At 35.5% G+C, this 18,756-nt stretch carries 17 protein-coding genes, 1 other RNA gene, 1 riboswitch and 1 other annotated feature; of the genes, 6 read left to right on the top strand and 12 right to left on the bottom strand.

Annotated elements, in window-relative coordinates:
• Positions 1–19: 19 nt before the first annotated feature.
• The 4 genes from argF to hisS all read right to left on the bottom strand — a co-directional run bounded on the left by argF (position 20) and on the right by hisS (position 5,564).
• Positions 20–1,021 (bottom strand): ornithine carbamoyltransferase, encoded by a 1,002-nt coding sequence (gene argF / locus ACQV2T_RS03865; RefSeq protein ID WP_428874663.1) that lies wholly within the window; start codon positions 1,019–1,021, stop codon positions 20–22.
• Between the two features lie 36 nt (positions 1,022–1,057).
• The gene (gene arcA / locus ACQV2T_RS03860; protein ID WP_428874662.1) at positions 1,058–2,269 is read right to left on the bottom strand and encodes an arginine deiminase; all 1,212 of its coding nucleotides are present in this window, start codon (positions 2,267–2,269) and stop codon (positions 1,058–1,060) included.
• Positions 2,270–2,470: 201 nt separating this feature from the next.
• Positions 2,471–4,243 carry an aspartate--tRNA ligase gene (aspS, locus tag ACQV2T_RS03855; RefSeq protein ID WP_428876420.1) on the bottom strand — a complete coding sequence of 591 codons (1,773 nt, stop codon included), beginning with the start codon at positions 4,241–4,243 and terminating at the stop codon, positions 2,471–2,473.
• A 1-nt stretch (position 4,244) separates the two neighbouring features.
• Complete coding sequence (gene hisS, locus ACQV2T_RS03850; protein WP_428873001.1) at positions 4,245–5,564, bottom strand: histidine--tRNA ligase; 1,320 nt, start codon at positions 5,562–5,564, stop codon at positions 4,245–4,247.
• Positions 5,565–5,600: 36 nt separating this feature from the next.
• Positions 5,601–5,791 (bottom strand) — a binding site (T-box leader).
• A gap of 186 nt (positions 5,792–5,977) precedes the next feature.
• Here hisS and ACQV2T_RS03845 point away from each other — a divergent pair.
• Entirely contained in the window at positions 5,978–7,390 is a 1,413-nt protein-coding gene (locus ACQV2T_RS03845; RefSeq protein WP_428884914.1) for an N-acetylmuramoyl-L-alanine amidase, read from the top strand.
• A 21-nt stretch (positions 7,391–7,411) separates the two neighbouring features.
• Here the strand turns inward: ACQV2T_RS03845 and dtd are convergent, their stop codons facing one another.
• From dtd to ACQV2T_RS03820, 5 genes are all read right to left on the bottom strand, one after another.
• Positions 7,412–7,855, bottom strand: a complete 444-nt coding sequence (dtd, locus tag ACQV2T_RS03840; protein WP_428876419.1) for a D-aminoacyl-tRNA deacylase — start codon at positions 7,853–7,855, stop codon at positions 7,412–7,414.
• Between the two features lie 8 nt (positions 7,856–7,863).
• Positions 7,864–10,062, bottom strand: a complete 2,199-nt coding sequence (locus ACQV2T_RS03835; RefSeq protein ID WP_428872997.1) for a RelA/SpoT family protein — start codon at positions 10,060–10,062, stop codon at positions 7,864–7,866.
• Positions 10,063–10,203: 141 nt separating this feature from the next.
• Complete coding sequence (gene deoC, locus ACQV2T_RS03830; RefSeq protein ID WP_428884913.1) at positions 10,204–10,848, bottom strand: deoxyribose-phosphate aldolase; 645 nt, start codon at positions 10,846–10,848, stop codon at positions 10,204–10,206.
• Position 10,849: 1 nt separating this feature from the next.
• Positions 10,850–11,623 (bottom strand): RsmE family RNA methyltransferase, encoded by a 774-nt coding sequence (locus tag ACQV2T_RS03825; protein ID WP_428872994.1) that lies wholly within the window; start codon positions 11,621–11,623, stop codon positions 10,850–10,852.
• A gap of 3 nt (positions 11,624–11,626) precedes the next feature.
• On the bottom strand, positions 11,627–12,580 hold the full coding sequence (locus tag ACQV2T_RS03820) for a 50S ribosomal protein L11 methyltransferase (RefSeq protein WP_428872993.1): 954 nt from the start codon (positions 12,578–12,580) through the stop codon (positions 11,627–11,629).
• Between the two features lie 251 nt (positions 12,581–12,831).
• Here ACQV2T_RS03820 and gpsB point away from each other — a divergent pair, with 251 nt between their 5' ends.
• The 3 genes from gpsB (at position 12,832) to ACQV2T_RS03805 (ending at position 14,783) form a co-directional block, all read left to right on the top strand.
• Entirely contained in the window at positions 12,832–13,167 is a 336-nt protein-coding gene (gpsB, locus tag ACQV2T_RS03815; protein ID WP_428872992.1) for a cell division regulator GpsB, read from the top strand.
• An 11-nt stretch (positions 13,168–13,178) separates the two neighbouring features.
• Positions 13,179–13,556: RNase P RNA component class B (rnpB, locus tag ACQV2T_RS03810), an RNA gene on the top strand.
• Positions 13,557–13,655: 99 nt separating this feature from the next.
• Positions 13,656–14,783, top strand: a complete 1,128-nt coding sequence (locus tag ACQV2T_RS03805; RefSeq protein WP_428893246.1) for a THUMP domain-containing class I SAM-dependent RNA methyltransferase — start codon at positions 13,656–13,658, stop codon at positions 14,781–14,783.
• On the opposite strand, the gene ACQV2T_RS03800 is transcribed toward ACQV2T_RS03805, so the two are convergent.
• Positions 14,759–15,199, bottom strand: coding sequence for a ribonuclease HI family protein (locus tag ACQV2T_RS03800; RefSeq protein WP_428872990.1), 441 nt, complete (start codon positions 15,197–15,199; stop codon positions 14,759–14,761). The two genes, ACQV2T_RS03805 and ACQV2T_RS03800, sit on opposite strands and share 25 nt — an antisense overlap.
• A gap of 40 nt (positions 15,200–15,239) precedes the next feature.
• Between ACQV2T_RS03800 and ACQV2T_RS03795 the strand changes: the two genes are divergently transcribed.
• Entirely contained in the window at positions 15,240–16,205 is a 966-nt protein-coding gene (locus tag ACQV2T_RS03795; RefSeq protein ID WP_428893245.1) for a hypothetical protein, read from the top strand.
• A 64-nt stretch (positions 16,206–16,269) separates the two neighbouring features.
• Here the strand turns inward: ACQV2T_RS03795 and ACQV2T_RS03790 are convergent, their stop codons facing one another.
• Together ACQV2T_RS03790 and ACQV2T_RS03785 are read right to left on the bottom strand one after the other, a co-directional pair.
• Positions 16,270–16,704, bottom strand: coding sequence for a DUF2187 family protein (locus tag ACQV2T_RS03790; RefSeq protein WP_428872988.1), 435 nt, complete (start codon positions 16,702–16,704; stop codon positions 16,270–16,272).
• Between the two features lie 71 nt (positions 16,705–16,775).
• Positions 16,776–17,699 carry a diacylglycerol/lipid kinase family protein gene (locus ACQV2T_RS03785; RefSeq protein ID WP_428872987.1) on the bottom strand — a complete coding sequence of 308 codons (924 nt, stop codon included), beginning with the start codon at positions 17,697–17,699 and terminating at the stop codon, positions 16,776–16,778.
• Between the two features lie 95 nt (positions 17,700–17,794).
• A riboswitch (THF riboswitch) is annotated at positions 17,795–17,892 on the top strand.
• Between the two features lie 48 nt (positions 17,893–17,940).
• Between ACQV2T_RS03785 and ACQV2T_RS03780 the strand changes: the two genes are divergently transcribed.
• On the top strand, positions 17,941–18,498 hold the full coding sequence (locus ACQV2T_RS03780; protein ID WP_428872986.1) for a folate family ECF transporter S component: 558 nt from the start codon (positions 17,941–17,943) through the stop codon (positions 18,496–18,498).
• The last annotated feature ends 258 nt before the right edge of the window (positions 18,499–18,756 follow it).

Below are 18,756 nucleotides of genomic sequence, written 5' to 3'. Positions count from 1 at the left end.
TAGGGTAATGTTATTGTTATTAAGCTTTAGGAATGAACAAGTTCCCGTTAGTAACTGCCATAATCGCTTTGATTGAGTGCATACGGTTTTCAGCTTGTTCAAATTGACGGGCTTGTTTACTGCGGAATACTTCGTCAGTAATTTCCATTTCTTTAACACCGAATCTTTCTGCTACATCTTTACCATATTTTGTTTCTGTATCATGGAAAGCTGGTAAGCAGTGAAGGATAATATAATCTCCCTCAATTAAGTCAGTCAATTCTTTATTGATTTGGTATGGTTTTAATAAGTTAACACGTTCTTCGAACTTGTCTTCTTCACCCATTGAAACCCAAACGTCTGTATATAATGCATCAGCATCTTTAACAGCGGCTTTAATATCAGATGTAATTTCAATAGTAGCACCTGATTCTTTCGCGTACTCTTGAGCTTTTGCTACCAATTCTTCATCTGGGAATAATTCTTCTGGTGAAGCGATGGTCACATTAACACCGATAATAGCCCCAGTGATGAATAATGAATTAGCCACATTATTACGACCGTCACCACAATATACTAACTTTTTGCCCTTTAGCTCTCCAAAATTTTCTTTTAAGGTCATATAATCAGCAATCATTTGAGTTGGATGCCATTCATCAGTTAAACCGTTCCACACAGGAACTCCAGCGTATTTACCTAAGTCTTCGACCATCTCTTGACTGAAACCACGGAATTCAATACCGTCGAACATGCTACCTAAAACGCGTGCTGTATCTTCTACAGATTCTTTTTTACCTAATTGAATGTCATTAGCACCTAAGAATTCTGGAGCCGCACCTAAGTCATTAGCAGCTACTGTAAAGGCTGCTCTTGTACGAGTAGATGTTTTTTCAAATAATAGACAAATGTTTTGTCCTTTTAAATACTCGTGTGGAATCCCACGTTTTTTCAAGTCTTTTAAGTGAATTGAGAAATCAATTAAGTAGTTTAATTCGTCGGCAGTAAAGTCGATTTCTTTTAAAAAGTTTCTTCCTTGGAACATAAATTCCCTCCTATATCTGTGTGTTTATCAAAAAAATTAAATATCTTCGCGAACAAATGGCATTGACATGCAACGAGGACCACCACGACCACGTACTAATTCACTACCTTCGATTTGGTGAATCTTAATACCATTTTCAATCAATAATTTGTTGGTTACAGTATTACGGTTGTAAACAATTACTTCACCTGGTGCTACCGTTAAGGTGTTGGCACCATCGTTCCATTGTTCACGTGCTCCAGCTACGATGTCATCACCACCACAACGGATTAAGGTAACTTTTTCTAAACCTAAAGCTTCTGCTAAGATGTCTTCTAACAGCCCTTCTTTTTCAGTCACCTTGATTTCACCATTTTCACCAGGAGTTACTGAGAAGACTTTTAATTCGCCTTCAATTTCAGGGTGGATAGTGAATTTATCATAATCGATCATAGTAAATACAGTATCTAAATGCATGAATTTACGGTTGTTATCGATTAAGAATGCTAATACTTCTTTGAATTCAGTCTCTTTAAATAAGTTGCGAGCTAATTTCTCGATTGAATATTTATCAGTACGTTGAGAAATCCCAACTGCTAGAGTGTTTTTAGATAAAACTAACTCATCTCCACCTTCGATACGTGTATCTTCATCACGTTCATAATAAAGGGTAGTTCCTTTATATTCTGGGTGATAGTTAAAGATATATTTTCCATATAATGTTTCACGGTTACGTGTATCTGAGTACATGTGGTTAAGAGAAACACCGTTACCCATCGTTGCAAAGGGATCTCGAGTGAAGTATAAGTTTGGCATTGGGTCCACTAAAAAAGGATAGTTTGACAGCAATTCATCAAAACCATTTGATTCATGCTTAATCTCACTCTTCTTGAATCCTTCCATCGTTTTTAATACCATTTCATAGGTATCTTCCATATCCATTAAATACTGTTTAACTTGGTCATAATTTTGGCCTGGCTCTAACCCTGTTTCAGCCATCCACTCATCAACAAATTGTTCTTTCAATCCTTCTGCATCAATTGCTTCAGCCACTAATTTTTCCAAATAAAGTACTTCAACACCCAGGCTTTCTAATAACTTAGCAAATTCATCATGTTCTTTTTGCGCTGCTTCAAGATAAGGAATATCATCAAACAATAAGCGTTCAAGGTAATCTGGCATCAAATTTTCTAATTCTTTACCCGGACGGTGAAGCATTACTTTCTTCAAGCGACCAATTTCAGAATTAACATTAATACTGTGGGACATTTTATTTCCTCCTTAATTATTTGTTAACTCTAGTCTAACATACGATAGAAAACGTTTCCGTTAAATCGGTCACTTCGATAAATTGAATTGATAACATTCTAAATGAGATATTCATCACATTTATCCCTTAAATTTTAGAATACCACTATCTTTCGTCAGAAAGATAGTGGTATTAATAACTACTTCAAATTTTAATGGGAATTATTTTTTAGCTTTTAATTGTAAATATAACTCATCCAATTGATCGGTCGAAACATGACTTGGTGCATCTGTTAATAAGTCGTGACCACGACCATTCTTTGGAAAGGCAATGACTTCACGAATATTAGGCTCTTGAGCAAGTATCATCACTAATCGATCTAAGCCTAAAGCGATACCACCATGAGGAGGGAAGCCGTAATCCATTGCTTCTAATAAGAAACCAAATTGACTTTTAGCTTCTTCAGCAGTAAATCCTAATAATTCAAACATTTGATCTTGCATCTCACGTTGATAAATTCTTAGAGATCCACCTCCCACTTCATAACCATTAAGAACAATGTCGTAGGCTTTAGCTTTAGCATCCGCTGGATTGTCTTTTAATGCTTGGACATCGTCGTTTTGCGGAGCAGTAAACGGATGATGCATAGCAACATATCTTTGATTATCTTCATCATATTCAAATAATGGCCAATCGGTAACCCACAAAAAAGCTAACTCTTCAACATCGTATAAGGTGTGTTTCTTGGCTAAATGATTACGTAAAGCGCCTAAGGAATCAGCAATGACACTGGCTTGATCAGCCACAAAGAAGAGGATGTCTCCCTCTTTAGCTTCCAACGTCTCTTTAATCTGGTCTTGGTCTTCTTCAGTAAAGAATTTAGCGATTGGTCCATTAAAGCCTTCCTCTAATACTTTAATCCACGCTAAGCCTTTAGCTCCATAGGGTTTAACAACTTCTGATAAGGCATCTGCTGTCTTGCGTGTGTATTCATCAGCTAAGCCTTTAAGGTTTATGGCTTTGACTTGCCCTCCATCTTTTACAGCATTTTTAAAGACGCCAAATTCACTATGTTCAGCCCATTGAGAGAGGTCTTTTAATTTCATGTCAAAGCGAATATCTGGTTTATCTGACCCGTATTCTTCCATTGCTTGAGCATAAGTCATGGTTGGGAATGCTTGCTTAATTTCTACTCCTCTTGTTTCTTTGACAACTTCTTTTAGCATCTCTTCTATATATGATTGAATATCTTCTTGACCTAAAAAGCTGGTTTCAATATCGACTTGGGTAAATTCTGGTTGACGGTCACCACGTAAATCTTCGTCTCGGAAGCATTTAACTATTTGATAATAGCGATCCATGCCTGCACCCATCAGCAGCTGCTTAAATAGTTGGGGTGATTGAGGTAATGCAAAAAAAGATCCCCCTTCACGGCGAGTAGGTACTAAATAGTCTCTAGCACCTTCCGGAGTGGATTTGGTTAACATAGGTGTCTCAACATCAACAAATCCTCTTTGGTCTAAGAAATTACGGATTGTTCGCGTTACATTATGACGTAGGCGAATATTTGCTTGCATTTTAGGACGACGTAAGTCTAACATACGATTTCTTAAGCGAACTTCTTCATCCACATCCAAATCATTTTCAATATATATAGCAGGCGTTTTAGCTTTAGTATAGATGGTTAAAGCATTGGCATACAGCTCAAAACGTCCTGTTTTAACTTGCTTATTCATTTGATTGTTTTCTCTTAATGCCAATTCTCCAGTCACTTCAATAATGTATTCTGAACGAATCCGATTGGCTAGCTCAAAATCTTCTTTTGAAAGTCTCTCAGCATTAAAGACCACTTGACAAAAGCCTTCACGATCACGTAAATCAACAAAAATTAAACTCCCTAAATCTCTTCTTTTTTGTACCCATCCTTTTAATGTGATCTCTTTACCAAGGTACTGTTCATCTACTAATCCACAATATACAGTTCTTTCTGTCATTTTATTCACCCCTAAAATATTTATCAATTACACTCGTATCCGTTGTTAAACGGCGATAAACGCCATAAAAATCAGACCATAAGTCACCTTTTGAAATCTCGGTCTCAGTCCCATTTTCTTGATTTTTAACGACTAATATCTCAGACTCAACTTCTTGCTCACCCAACATAATAGTTAATTTGGCCCCTAATTTGCCGGCTGTTTTAAACTGAGACTTTATGCTTCTAAATAAGTAATCTCTTTCTGCAATCAATCCAGCATATCTAGCCTTTTGAACTAACTCGGTTGCTAATTGATTAACCGACTCATCACGACATAAGACATATAAGTCTAGAGGCTCATATGGTGGAATGTCAATCTTTTGTTGATCCATTAATAACATGAGACGTTCAAGCCCTAATCCAAAACCAAAGCCAGGCTTCTCAGGTCCGCCTATTTGTTGAACCAGTCCATCATAGCGACCACCACCACAAACCGTTGATTGAGCACCAATCCGATTATCATCTACTACAAACTCGAAAATAGTATCCTGATAATAATCCAAACCTCTTACCACCTTGTCATTGACTTCAAAAGGTATTTCTAGTTGCTTGAGCATGGATTGAACTTGTCCAAAATGGTCCTTACTCTCTTTAGATAAATAATCTAAAATACTTGGAGCCTCTTTTACATAAGCTTTATCCTTAGCATCTTTTGAATCTAGTACACGCAGTGGATTGTCATGCAGTCTTTTTTTAGAATCATCACTTAAATTATGAATATGTGGCTCAAAATAAGCAATAAGCGCTTGACGATAAGCCTGCCGATCGTTTGGCTTTCCTAGTGAGTTAATTTGTAAAGTAATATTTTTTAAACCTAACTCTTGAAAGAAATGCCAAGCTAAACTGATAACTTCCACATCCGTTGCTGGATTTTCTGACCCGAAAACTTCGACGCCCATTTGATTGAACTGTCGTTGACGTCCTGCTTGGGGTCTTTCGTAACGAAAGTAAGGACCTAAATAATAAACCTTAAAAGGCTGTGCATGTTCTGGACCAAACAATTTATTCTCAACGTATGCTCTCACAACACCCGCAGTCCCTTCGGGGCGTAAACTAATATGTCGTTCTCCTTTATCATAGAAGTCATACATTTCTTTAGAGACAATATCTGAAGTATTACCAACTGAACGTGAAAATAAATCATAGGACTCAAAAAGCGGTGTCCGTATTTCACGATACATATATTGATCAAATAAATCTCTTGCTACATCTTCGACATATTGCCAACGATAACTATCCTCTGGCAAGATATCAACGGTGCCTTTCATCTTTTGAATCATTCTACCCCTCCTAATATAAAAGCGCCCTAAGTTTTCACTTAGGACGCATTAACGTGGTACCACCTATATTTGTAATGAATTTATCCATTACCTCTTAATCGTAACGTGATTGACGGAATAACTTTTGATTATTCTTCTCCATAGTGTCTTCACTCTCAAATGCAACTTTTCACTCAACGTTGCTCACTGTATATTACAGAGCTACTTGTCTATTTCACCGAATTGATTAATTATGTTCAGATTACTCAATGATGATTGATTTGTCAAGTTGAATTAAAATTCTTCTTTAGTTTACTTTATAGCAAATGATTAACAATCTAGTTACTATTGTGTAACAGTCCATCTAGAGTTGACCTTTAATTCAATTAATCAACTATAATGCAATTAATAGAGGAATAGTGGAGGAATATAGGATGGCTATCGTTTGGACCAAAAATTTGAAACACTTAACTAAAAAGCGACTTACTCCTTTCTTATTAACACTTATAATTAGCGTCATAACAGTATGGGGAATTGTTAATCTTAGCAATTTAAAAGCTTTACCAATTGATCGTCAAGGAATCGTTCTGCACTCTTTTCCAACTACTAATTCCGAGGTTTTAACCGAAATTGATCCTGACTTTCCTATTGAAATTATTCAAGAACAAACCGGTTGGCTTAAAGTGCGCTATCAAGGGAAAGTTGAAGGTTGGTTACCCAAGTGGCTAATCGAAAACAAGGAACTTAAAAGTGACCAAGATTTAGCAGCCTCTTTTGAAAAATCAACGGCTCTTTATCAAAAAGCTGATTCTAAAAGTCCTATTCTCTCAAATATTCCTAAGGAAAGCCTCATCCCTATTAATTATATAGAAAAAAATTGGGCTCAAGTTAATTATCAAGGTAAACCAGCCTTTGTAAACATAAACGAGATAGAATTATTGAATCGACAAGACGCGGAGCGTTTAATTGCCGAAAAGAATGCTTTAGATAGCAGTATTAATAAAAAAGAAAAAGAAAAAGAAAGCTTGAAAAACAAGCTTATCATGCGCAAAAAAGAAGAATACTTATTAGAAGAAGCAGACTTTTTTTCTAATATGATTTATCAAACGGATTACCTACAAGAATTTACAAGGCTTGATTATGTTGAATATAGTCCTCAGGAATCATTTTACTACGTAGAAGACAGTCAAGGAGTTAAAGGATATATTGATTCCTTCTCTCTATCTGAGCCTTACTATTCAATTGACCATCGCTTTCTACCTATTAAATCTGAACTCCAACAAGCGACCATCATGCTAGACCCTGGCCATGGTGGAGAAGACCCAGGTACATTGAGTAAAGATCAAAAGTATGCTGAAAAAAGCTTTACCTATAAGATTGCTAAAGTATTAAAGAAAACACTTGAAGCTTTCGGGGCTAAAGTTATCTTAACTAATGAAAGCGACCAATTTTTAGACCTCGCTGAAAGGGTTAAAATCAGTAACCAAAAACAGCCAGACTTATTTCTTTCGTTACATTTCGATTCCTCCTATGACACTCAGGTCAAAGGTGTTCGTACATATTTCTATCATTTAAATGACGAAGAATTTGCGAAGACCTTACATTCTGGGTTGATAACATCTGGTCGACCTAATTTGGGTGTGGAGTATGGAAACTTTCATGTTTTACGCGAAAATACCGTCCCCTCCCTCTTGCTCGAACTCGGTTATATTACAAACAGCGAAGACTTGGAGTTAATGTTAACGGATGACTACCATCAAAAATTAGCTGATGCTATTACTGAAGGACTCTCAACTTATTTTAATCAAGTTGGAAATCAATTAGAAATAAATACCCCTGATAGATAAGGTCTCTATCAGGGGTATTGTTTACTCATTGGAGTCCAAAATTATTGTAACAGGTCCATTGTTTTCAAATTCAACTTTCATGTCAGCTCCAAAAATACCTGTTTTAGCTTTAAAACCTTTTTTGTCAAGCTCTTGGTTGAAATAATGGTATAATTCTTCAGCCTGGTCTGGTTTTGCAGCATTGGTAAAGCTAGGGCGATTCCCTTTCTTACAAGAAGCGTACAGGGTAAATTGACTGACTGAGAGAATACTGCCGCCAGTATCTTTCAACGATAAATTCATTTTTCCTTTTTCATCGTCAAAAATCCGCATAGTTACAATTTTTCTAGCACAATACTCACAGTCTTTAACCGTATCTTCAGGTCCAAATCCGACTAAAAGTAGAAGTCCTTCTTTAATGGCTCCTACTACTTCTTCATTAACTGTTACACTGGCATGGTTCACTCTTTGAATAACTACTTTCATTTGACCTCCTAATTGCCTTGACGTTTAACTTCGTAAACATCTGGGATGTTCTTTAATTTAACAATTAATTCATGTAATTGTTGTGTATCAGCAACTAAAACCTTAAGTTTGATGATGGCTTGACTTTGATCATCAATGCGCCCATTGACTGCTTTGAGGTTTTTGACCGTATGGTTGACAACGTTTAAAACGTCGTTAATCATACCCGACCGGTCAAAACCAATGACTTGTATTTCTGTTTCATACTCATGTTCTTCTTGCTTTTCTTCGGACCAATGCACTGCAATCGTTCGATCATCCAATTCAATTTCACTTTTTAAGTTGGAACAATCTTTGCGGTGAACAGAAATGCCTCTGCCTCTTGTTATATAACCAACTATCTCATCACCGGGAACCGGGTTGCAACAACGACTAAGTCGCATCATTAAGTTATCAACGCCGTCAACCACTAATCCTTTTTCATTTCCTACTTTTTCTTTGTTAGAGTCGGTCTCCCTATCTTTAGAAATGACATTAGATAGCTTTACATTTTTGTCGACTTTCTTAATATTCCAAAAATGCATAATAGAAGTCGGTGAGATTTCTCCTAAGCCGATAGAAGCATAAAGATCTTCCATCTCATTGAAGTTAAATCTCTCAAGTAAGTCTTTTTCTTTGTTCTTTTTAAGTTCTATTTTTAAAGATGTTTCGTTTTCTTTCAGGGCTTTTTCAAGTATTTCCTGTCCAATTTCGCTATTTTTCTCACGCTCTTGCATTTTAAAATAACGTTTGATCCGATTACGTGCTTTAGAAGTTTTAACAAACTTGAGCCAATCACGGCTAGGGCCAACAGAACTCGGATTGGTTAATATTTCAACAATATCTCCATTTTTCAAGCGATAATTAAGAGGAACGATATTACCATTAACTTTTGCTCCAACCGTCTTATTTCCTATTTCAGTATGGATATGGAAAGCGAAATCGACTGGACCTGAGCCTAATGGTAATTCAAAGACGTCGCCTTTAGGAGTAAAGATATAAACTTGATCTTTAAAAACATCTTCTTTAATAAATTCCATGAATTCACTAGCATTCCCTGCATCATCTTCATACTCAACAATATCATGAAACCATTTTAACTGTTGTTGAATGTTATCTCGTGGTTGCTCATCGACTGTTTTCCCTTCTTTGTAGGCCCAATGAGCTGCTAGTCCGTACTCTGCCACTTCATGCATAAGGTGCGTTCTTATTTGAACTTCAACAGGTTTGCCTTGAGGTCCAATAACAGTCGTATGAATTGATTGGTACATATTAGCTTTAGGCATAGCAATATAATCTTTAAAGCGTCCTGGCATCGGCTTCCATTTTGTATGAATAATGCCTAAGACTCCGTAGCAATCCTTAATCGAATCGACTAAAACGCGAACCGCTAATAAATCATAGATATCATCAAACTCTTTTTTCTGATCGACCATTTTACGGTAAATGGAATAAATATGTTTCGGTCTTCCATAAACAGTAGAGTCCATGGACAGTTCGTCAATCGCATCTTTTATCTGATCAATGACAACTTGAATATATTCTTCGCGCTCATCTCTTTTTTGGTCCATTTGATGGACAATATCATAATAGGCTTGAGGATTAATATATCTTAAAGAAATATCTTCTAATTCCCATTTAATGACACTCATACCAATTCGTTCAGCCAAGGGTGCATAAATATCTAATGCTTCTTGAGACTTTTCAATTTGTTTGTGGGGTTTTTGAAATTTCAAAGTGCGCATATTATGTAAACGGTCAGCTAATTTAACCATTACCACACGAATATCTTTAGCCATGGCAATCAACATTTTACGATGATTTTCTGCTAATTGTTCTTCTTTACTTTGAAATTTAATCTTACCGAGTTTAGTAACGCCATCTACTAAGAAGGCGACGGATTCTGAAAATTCTTCCTGGATTTTTTCCAAAGTGTAGTCCGTATCTTCCACTACATCATGTAAAAAGCCAGTAGCTACTGTATCAGGGTCTAATTTAATATTCGCTAAAATACCTGCTACTTGAATTGGATGATTAATATAGGGTTCTCCTGAGAGACGTTCTTGCCCTTCATGGGCCTTGGTTGCTACTGCTAATGCCTTTTTTACAAAAGCTACCTTACTGTCATTCATATAAGATCGACAAATTGCTATAACTTCTTCACCAGTATAGACATCATTTCTACCCATATTATCACCACTCTTTCTAGATAATTTTTCTACTATTATAACTTAAATACTCACTATAAAACAATATTAGCCTCTTTAATACTATCAATCTTAGCTTATGCTAAAAAACAACTGGTCGAAAGACACAGTTGTTTTAAAATTTTATTCAGAAACAATTTTAATCCCTTTAGAAGCACCAATACGGTTTGCGCCTGCTTCAATCATTATTAATGCAGTTTCTTTATCGCCAACGCCTCCAGAAGCTTTGACTCCCATTGTTTCACCAACAGTCGAACGCATTAGAGCAATATCTTCTTTCACAGCTCCTGCTGTTGAAAAGCCAGTGGAAGTTTTAACAAAATCTGCTTTGGCTGCTTTGGCTGCAAGGCAAGCTTTCACTTTTTCTTCTTTTTCAAGTAAACTAGTTTCGATGATAACTTTCACAATAATTTCTTCTGGAACAGCTTGAACGACTTGACGGATATCCTCTTCTACTGTTTCCCAATCAGCAGCTTTAGCCGCTCCGATATTGATTACCATATCAATTTCACTAGCCCCATTTTTCACTGCTTCTTTTGCTTCAAAAGCTTTAGTAGATGAAGTATTCGCTCCTAAAGGGAAACCAATCACTGTACAGACTTTGATGTCTGAATCCTTCAACAAATCACTCGCATAAGTAACCCATACTGGATTAATACAAACTGACATGAATTGATATTCCAAGGCTTCTTGACAAATTTGCTTAATTTGGTCTTTGGTTGCATTTGCATTTAATAAAGTATGATCGATATATTTATTTAATTCCATTTTAAAACTCCCTTTCAATTTCAGTGACATATGATAGGACACTTAAAAGATAAATAGGTGCCGTCTCTGCCCGTAAGATTCTTGGACCTAAGCTACAAATCTCAAAGCCATTTTCTACTAAGAAAGATACCTCTTGTTGTTCTAATCCACCTTCCGATCCAAATACCATAACTATCTTTTTATTCTTTTCGATATTTTTTAATATTTTGGCTAACAGATGGTGTTGACCTTCTTTAGCACTTTCTTCGAATGCCACTAGTTTAATGTCATGAGTACGATACTGATTAACAAAGTCTTTTAAATTTAAAAGCTGCTTAACTTCAACCTTTTTTAAACGTTTTGACTGTTCTGCAGCACTATCAGCAATTTTTTGTAGTCTTTCAACTTTTTTACCAGCTTTTTTCCGGTCCCATTTGACTACATCACGTTTTAAAGCTAATGGTTGAAAGCTGCTCATGCCGCATTCTGTAGCTTTTTGAACAATTGAATCCATTTTGTCATTTTTGGATAAACCACAAGCTACAACTACCTCGACCGGTAACTCCGTTTGACTGAGAGTCTCACTTAAGGGTGACATGATTTCTAATAGAGCATAATCATTCTTTTTTTTGAGATAAGAAGCTAGATACTTCTTTTGATCGTATACAACTATTAACTCCTTCCCTTGCTTAGCCCTTAAAACATTGACCAAATGATGACTGTCTGATGGATTCAAAACAACTTTCTTGCCAATTTCTACTATTTGATTCGAATCATCGATAAAATATTGATGCATAACTCACTCTTTCTTCTGAGCCGTGATACCAGCCCATCCTTTATAATAATTAATTTGGATTATTTCCCACTGATCTGTTGATAAAGAATCGATTACTTGTTCTGCCTTCTCAGTCAGTATGCCTCCAAGAATGAGATAGCCACCCTTTTCTAAAAGCTGATAGGCATCCTGATAGAGCTTGAGTAATATATGAGGTAGGATGTTTGCCATGATGATATTTACTTTTTCTTCAACACCTCTTAATAAATCATTGACATGAAATGATATAGGTGGTTGAAAATCATCAGAATAGCCCATATTTTGCCATTTTTGATAAGTAAGATTTTGTTTAGCAGCTGCGATTGCTTGAGGATCAAGATCGTATCCCACCACTTTTTGTGCGCTGAGAGCAAAAGCTATCAATGCAAGGATACCAGATCCCGTTCCAACATCATAAACTTTCTCGTCACCTCGCATAACCATTTCTAAAGCTTGCGCGCCGAGTCGGGTTGTCGGGTGATCACCTGTTCCAAAGGCAACTCCTGGGTCTAAATAAATAACTTTCTCATCCTTATATTTTGGAGAATAAGCATCCCATACCGGAACAACTTTTATAAATCGTGAAATTTCTTGAATTCGGTAGTTTTTCATCCAATTTTTTTGCCAATTTTCCATTTCAATCGGCTCTTTTTCCCAACTATAATCGAAATAAAGGTTATCTTCTAAATAACTATCGAACAAGTCTTTTTCTATATCTTGTTCAAAAAAACCTAAGACAAGCCCCCGTTTATCTTGTTCTTTAAGGGATGGAGCTAAAGGAATTTCTCCAAATAAATTTTCTTTATTTTCCATATATCCATCGACATTTATAAGCTGCGTCCCTTTCGCCCCCCACTCAAATAAGAGATGAGAAACATATTCCACTTCATCAGGCTTCTTAGTTTCAAGATAGATAGTCACTTTTGTCCAATGAGTCATTAAACCCCCCCAGTCAATGCATCTAAAAAATTTAAAGCTGAGCTTATTCACATTATGGAGGACAGTTTATCTTTTTTCAATCAAAAGAAGTTATTTTTTCAAGATTAAGTCTAGCTATTTTAATAAGGGCATGTAATAATAAATAATAGACTTTAGAATATTTGTAACTTTTTTTGAAATTTTCAAAAGAAAAGGATAAAATAGTAGTTGATATTCTATTAATATAAAAGCTAATAAACGAGGTGAACTTCATGGCAGAAAAAAACTTAACAGCAAAAGATATCTTACAAAAAGAATTTTCTCGTTCCATGCGTGGCTATAATGCTGCTGAAGTCGATGAGTATCTCGATAGTATTATTCGTGACTATGATTCTTATCAAAAAGATGTAGTGTTCTTAAAGAATGAAAATGAGCGACTCATTGCTAAAATAGATGAATTAACTAAGCAGTTATCATTAGCTAAGAAAAACGTTTCAACAACTCCAGGTTCTGGCGTAACCAACTTTGATATCCTTAAACGTTTATCTAACTTAGAAAAACATGTTTTCGGAGCCAAAATTTCAAACACAGAGTATAGTCAAAATTAATGATCATAGTAAATTTCAGGTAATCGCGGTCAATTCATTTGGCTGAGGAAAGTCCATGCTCGCACAAGCTGAAACGCTTGTAGTGTTCGTGCTTAGCGAAACAATAAGCTAAGGTAGCCTTAAGGTGAACGGCGAGTGAATATTCTAAGGCTTAGCTAAGAATAAGTAATTCATAAAGTGCCACAGAGACGATCTTTTTGGAAACAAAAAGCTGAAACGCGGTAAACCCCTCGAGCGAGCAACCCAAATTTGGTAGGGGCACTCTCTGTATGGGAAAATGCGTAAGCATTGCTTAACTGAAAGAGAGACAAGTTATCTTGTAGATAGATGATTACCCTTTATTTATTCTTGCCTATGGAATAAATATTGACAGAACATGGCTTATCGAAATTTACTAATATAGGTATTTATAGATGCATATAGTCAACAACACGATTCTGAGCCTAAAAGCTTGTTGAATCGTGTTTTTTTAAAAGGAAGGATTATCCATGAAAACATATCACTTAATTGCTACAGCAGCGGCAGGTATCGAGGGAATAGCTAATCAAGAACTCAAGGATTTAGGCTATGAAACACAAACAGAGAATGGTCGCGTGCGCTTTAAAGGAACTGCAGAAGATATTGCTAAAACAAACCTATGGTTGAGAACAGCTGATCGAATTAAAGTAGTGGTTGGCGAATTTAAAGCAACCTCTTTTGAAGAATTGTTTGACCAAACCTATGCGATTGCCTGGGAAGACCTCTTGCCCATGGATGGAGAATTTCCTGTTTCAGGTAAATCGGTGAAATCAAAACTTTATTCTGTCCCTAACTGTCAAAGAATTGTCAAAAAAGCCATTGCCAAACGGCTAATGGATCACTATGCTCGTAAAATGCCTTTGAGCGAAACAGGTGATTACTACCCTATTGAAATATCGATACTAAAAGATGTGGCGATAATTACTTTAGATACAAGTGGAAGCAGTCTATTTAAACGAGGTTATCGAACTGAAAAAGGTGGCGCGCCTCTAAAAGAAAATATGGCAGCAGCTTTAGTCAAATTGACTACTTGGTTCCCTGACCGTCCTCTTTATGATCCAACTTGCGGGTCTGGAACAATTTTAATTGAAGCTGCCTTAATGGGACGCAATATTGCTCCAGGATTAAATCGGTCATTTGCAGCAGAAAAATGGGAGTTCTTTAATCCAGAAGTATGGTCAAAGGAAAAAACAAAAGCACGTCAAAAAATTAACCATGAAATAAAACTCAATATCTTTGGAAGCGATATAGATGGAAGAATGATTGAAATCGCCAAGCAAAATGCAGCAAATGCCGGTGTGGGAGAAGATATTACTTTTAAACAAATGCAGTTAAAAGATTACCGTCCGAATGAAGAATATGGCATTTTAATCTCCAACCCTCCTTATGGGGACCGCTTGCTAGATGAAGATAAGGTACACCAACTATACCAGGACATGGGTACTATTTACCGTTTGATGACCACTTGGTCGAAGTATATTCTCTCAAGTGATGACTCATTTGAGAAATTTTATGGTGAAAAAGCTAGCAAAAAACGCAAGTTATATAACGGTGCCTTAAAAGTAAATTATTATCAATTTTGGTCTACAAATAAATAAGGGTCTAAAGTCTTTACTTTCCCTTGTTTACGTAAGGCTTGTTTTGCTGCTTGATCAGCTGCTCGATTTTCTTTTTCAGGAATCCATTTTAGAAAAAGTAAAGGATAATAGTCCATTTCAAAGAGAATATCTTTTAAAAGCTTGCTAAAATAGTCTTTTTTGGCAAAACGTTTTTCAATCGATTGGAAAACAATCTTAGAATCGGTTTTAATTTGAATGAGTTGATCTGTTTTTAATTTTTCTTGCTTGATCCATTGCATAGCTAATCTTAAAGCAAAAAACTCAGCTTGGTGATTATCCAGACATTCATTAATATAAAATTTAAAAGTAACAACTTTTTCACCATTGAATACCAAAAAAGCTAGGCCCGCTTCTTTAGTTTTAGGATCAAAAGCGGCATCAATTTGTATCCACATAGGTTTTTCACCCTCTCTATTTTGAAAGGAGTCTCCTCAATTGACAGATCTTATTCATATGCCAAATAAGAGCGAATATTTCTATCGCAAAGCCATGAATGCGCTTGAACAAAATGATTATGCAAGTGCATCTAACTTTTTGAAAGAAAGCTATCAGATAGAACCTTCCCTTAAAGTGTTTAAAGAACTAATTTCTATTCATATTATTCAAAATAAAAGTCAAGCTGTCAAAAAGTTATGGCAAAATTTTCTTTCAGACCACTCCATACAAGACCTTGACTATGAATTAGCGATGCTTTATGTTCATTCTTTACCTTATCTTTTTTCTCATCAAAAACTATTGATTCAGCTATATGAAATCAAAGAATATTTTGATCAAAAAAAATGGGATATCTCTTTGATTGTTAAACAAATTGAAAAAATTAAAGAAAAAGAAGCTCTTTCTAAAGAACTTCAACTCCTTATAAATACGAAGGGGTTAGATTCAAAGTTGAAACAATTGAAAGAACTAACCTTATATGAACTTTTAAAAGAAATCAAAAATTTCTATAGTTTAGATTACTCCCTTAAACATCCAATCTTGACTGCATTATTGGCTGACAAAGAGATAAGTCAATTCGTTAAAAGTGATATATTGCATCATTATATAGTTCGAAATTACCAGGCCCATCTGAAACTGACATGGTTTGAAGAAATTAAAATCATCGATAGCCTATCTCTAGTCCCTTATAAAGAAGATTCGACCTATTTACAAATAAAAGCTCTTCTTGAAGATTATACGGTCAATAATAATCCTCATATTTATGATGGTCTACTAGAAGAAATAAATTTATTGGTGATGGTATACTATCCATTTATCAAAGAAAAAATCTCAGACCCTGTTGCATGGTTTAATAGCTTTTTAAGTTATTACCATATAGAAAAAAGTGAAGAATCCGATCAAAATGAGCGAATGGATGAAATTCTCCAACAGGCTATCGATGAAATCAAACAACTAAGTCTATAGATAGAAATTTAAAGAAAACTTTCTAAATAAATTAGAGCAAGTCTATAGTAGACTCGCTCTAATTTTACTTCTCTTCTTCTGACTGTGTATCATTTTCCTTGGTGTTTTTATGGTGCACGGTAGGTTGTGGATCTAGAATGACATGCTTATCCTCTTCTTGTGGTGGTAAGGATATAAAATCAATAATATCTTTGAAATTGACTATGGTCTTCTCTTCAATAATATCTTGCATCATCATATCTGATTCTTGCCAATAAATATCTACAACAGCACTATTAGAAAGCAATTTTGTAATTATTCCTGTCATGCTACTTTCTCTAAATTTGAAAGTAATCTTATCCCCTATTTCTGGTCGAATTGCTAACTTTACTGATTCAATCATTTCAAGACCCGTTTCATAATCTACATCTAATAGCGAAGCGATACGTGACTTGCTTGTCCCGCGTCTTAACTCCTTTTCAATTAGACTTCGTTGCCCATCTGAAATTTTTTTCGACACGTTATCCCTCTTTTCTTAAATTGCCCTCTGTAATTGTTATTATACCACATTTTTCTTTTTTATTCTAAAGGTTACTCTTTCTCTACCTTTGGAACCCATACAGAAAGTGCTTGACTATGAATCTTAATTTTTAATGGTAAACTTGGGCCTTTATCGCCATCAATGTTCGCTTTTAGTTCACGTTCTTCATTCAAGGAAGCGAGTTTAATATCGAATGTTTTACCCTTTAACGACAAGATGGACTCATTATCTAAGTCGTGTCGAGGCAAGCCTTTCTCTTCAATAAAAGTAGCTATACTTGATATAGCCAATGAACCCTTAAAAGCATAAAGATGACCCAATCCATCAAATAGCTGGTCTTGTGAAAGAAGATTTTCCATTCCTCCCACACTAGTAGTGAGTGTTAATAATATAAGATTGGTTTTAAGGTGATGAGATTCCTTTCCATCGACACTAATGTCTAAATCAAAATCTTCCTCTTCAAACATCGCTTTAAAGCCATCAAATAAATAAGCTAATACCCCAATCTTATTTTTTACTTTAGATTCAGTTTCAAATACTGCTGAAGGAATAGCTCCTAGCGCAAGAACATTCGCAAAATACTGCTCGTTAACTTGCCCGATATCCAATTTTTTTAACTCTAAAGATTTAAATTGATTAATGGCTTTTACTGGGTTTAGAGAGATTCCTAAAGATCTTGCTAAATCATTTACAGTCCCCAAAGGTAAAAAAGCAAAATGAGGTGGTTGTGAATTCTCCATTAAACCGGATACCACTTCCTTAATAGTGCCGTCACCGCCCAAACAAATAATAGTGTCGTATTCATCTGCAGGGGTAGTTTTTGCCCAATCATAGGCATCTTGAGGTTTTTCAGTTGTTCGGTGTTTGACTTGAGCATCGTATGTATTAATTAGTAAATCAGCTAACTGCTCAGCATATGCTTTGGCCTTACCCTTACCTGAACCTGGATTAGCGATGATTAAAACGCTCTTCATATTAACCCTCCTTTTTTATATTATACCACAAGTCCTCCTAAACGATTTTCCCTTCCAATTTCTTTGAAAGTAAGTTACACTGATGTATATCATTAGACAGAGTAAAAGATAGAACGTCAAGTGTTGTTGGATGGGATGTGGCCAACAAACGAAAAGAATTTATTCTTGCGATACTATCTTTGCATTCGCTGCATTAATATTATTTGTAGCGCTCTCTTGTCAAAAAAAGGAGCGTATTTTTATGCAAAAACCTGATTCCCGTCGTATTATTTCATATGGTAATAAAGGAAAACTAACCACCCTACAATTAACTACCATGGCTTTATTATTAGCGTTTCGTATTATGTTAGCTTATATACCAGCGTTTAGAGTAGGTGAAATTGCCCAAATTGGAGTTGGCTTTATCGGTACTGCTATTTCCAGCGCTATAATTGGTCCATGGTGGGCTATCGTTATATCGGTAGCTAATGACATTATCACTGCTCTTCTAAATGGCTATAGCTTCTTCTTCGGTTATACCTTTAGTGCCGGTTTAGCTGGTTTCATTTATGGTTGGTTTTTGTGGCGTAAAGAACGTAATTGGAAAAATATTCTTATAGCAGTTGTTTTAGTAACCTTTATTGTAAACTTAGGATTTGGATCTCTATGGATTAAAATGATGCAAGGTAAAGCTTGGGCAGCATTCATGCCAATTCGTATCGCTAAAAACGCTGTTTCTCTTCCATTGAACACAATTATTTTAGTGATTATCCTAAAATTGCCTGTAATTGATCGTTTAATCAAAAAATTCCAATTTTAAACTTTATGGTAGCTCTTTTAGGTAGGTAACGCACTACTTACTATTTATGAATTATCTTATAAAATTAATAAAAAGGGCAGAAGTTTAAGCTTCTGCCCTTTTTATTAACGAAAATTTACTGTACTAAATATTATAAACTTCACTCAAAAAATCAAAAAATACTAGTAAACTTATTTAACAATCAGATTAAAAATTGTAAAAACTGTCAACCGTAAATGAAAATGTCCTGAAATTTTAAAAATTTGCGGGATAAAACTA

This window comes from Facklamia sp. P13069 (assembly GCF_050409405.1).
Lineage (GTDB): Bacteria > Bacillota > Bacilli > Lactobacillales > Aerococcaceae > Facklamia.
Note: the sequence above shows the minus strand (reverse complement) of the source record. Positions and strands in the feature narration are given on the sequence as shown.

Coding starts and splice junctions, on each gene's coding strand:
- argF (WP_428874663.1), bottom strand. CDS start 1,021: ATGTTCCAAGGAAGAAACTTTTTAAAAGAAATCGACTTTACTGCCGAC.
- arcA (WP_428874662.1), bottom strand. CDS start 2,269: ATGTCCCACAGTATTAATGTTAATTCTGAAATTGGTCGCTTGAAGAAA.
- aspS (WP_428876420.1), bottom strand. CDS start 4,243: ATGACAGAAAGAACTGTATATTGTGGATTAGTAGATGAACAGTACCTT.
- hisS (WP_428873001.1), bottom strand. CDS start 5,564: ATGATTCAAAAGATGAAAGGCACCGTTGATATCTTGCCAGAGGATAGT.
- ACQV2T_RS03845 (WP_428884914.1), top strand. CDS start 5,978: ATGGCTATCGTTTGGACCAAAAATTTGAAACACTTAACTAAAAAGCGA.
- dtd (WP_428876419.1), bottom strand. CDS start 7,855: ATGAAAGTAGTTATTCAAAGAGTGAACCATGCCAGTGTAACAGTTAAT.
- ACQV2T_RS03835 (WP_428872997.1), bottom strand. CDS start 10,062: ATGGGTAGAAATGATGTCTATACTGGTGAAGAAGTTATAGCAATTTGT.
- deoC (WP_428884913.1), bottom strand. CDS start 10,848: ATGGAATTAAATAAATATATCGATCATACTTTATTAAATGCAAATGCA.
- ACQV2T_RS03825 (WP_428872994.1), bottom strand. CDS start 11,623: ATGCATCAATATTTTATCGATGATTCGAATCAAATAGTAGAAATTGGC.
- ACQV2T_RS03820 (WP_428872993.1), bottom strand. CDS start 12,580: ATGACTCATTGGACAAAAGTGACTATCTATCTTGAAACTAAGAAGCCT.
- gpsB (WP_428872992.1), top strand. CDS start 12,832: ATGGCAGAAAAAAACTTAACAGCAAAAGATATCTTACAAAAAGAATTT.
- ACQV2T_RS03805 (WP_428893246.1), top strand. CDS start 13,656: ATGAAAACATATCACTTAATTGCTACAGCAGCGGCAGGTATCGAGGGA.
- ACQV2T_RS03800 (WP_428872990.1), bottom strand. CDS start 15,199: ATGTGGATACAAATTGATGCCGCTTTTGATCCTAAAACTAAAGAAGCG.
- ACQV2T_RS03785 (WP_428872987.1), bottom strand. CDS start 17,699: ATGAAGAGCGTTTTAATCATCGCTAATCCAGGTTCAGGTAAGGGTAAG.
- ACQV2T_RS03780 (WP_428872986.1), top strand. CDS start 17,941: ATGCAAAAACCTGATTCCCGTCGTATTATTTCATATGGTAATAAAGGA.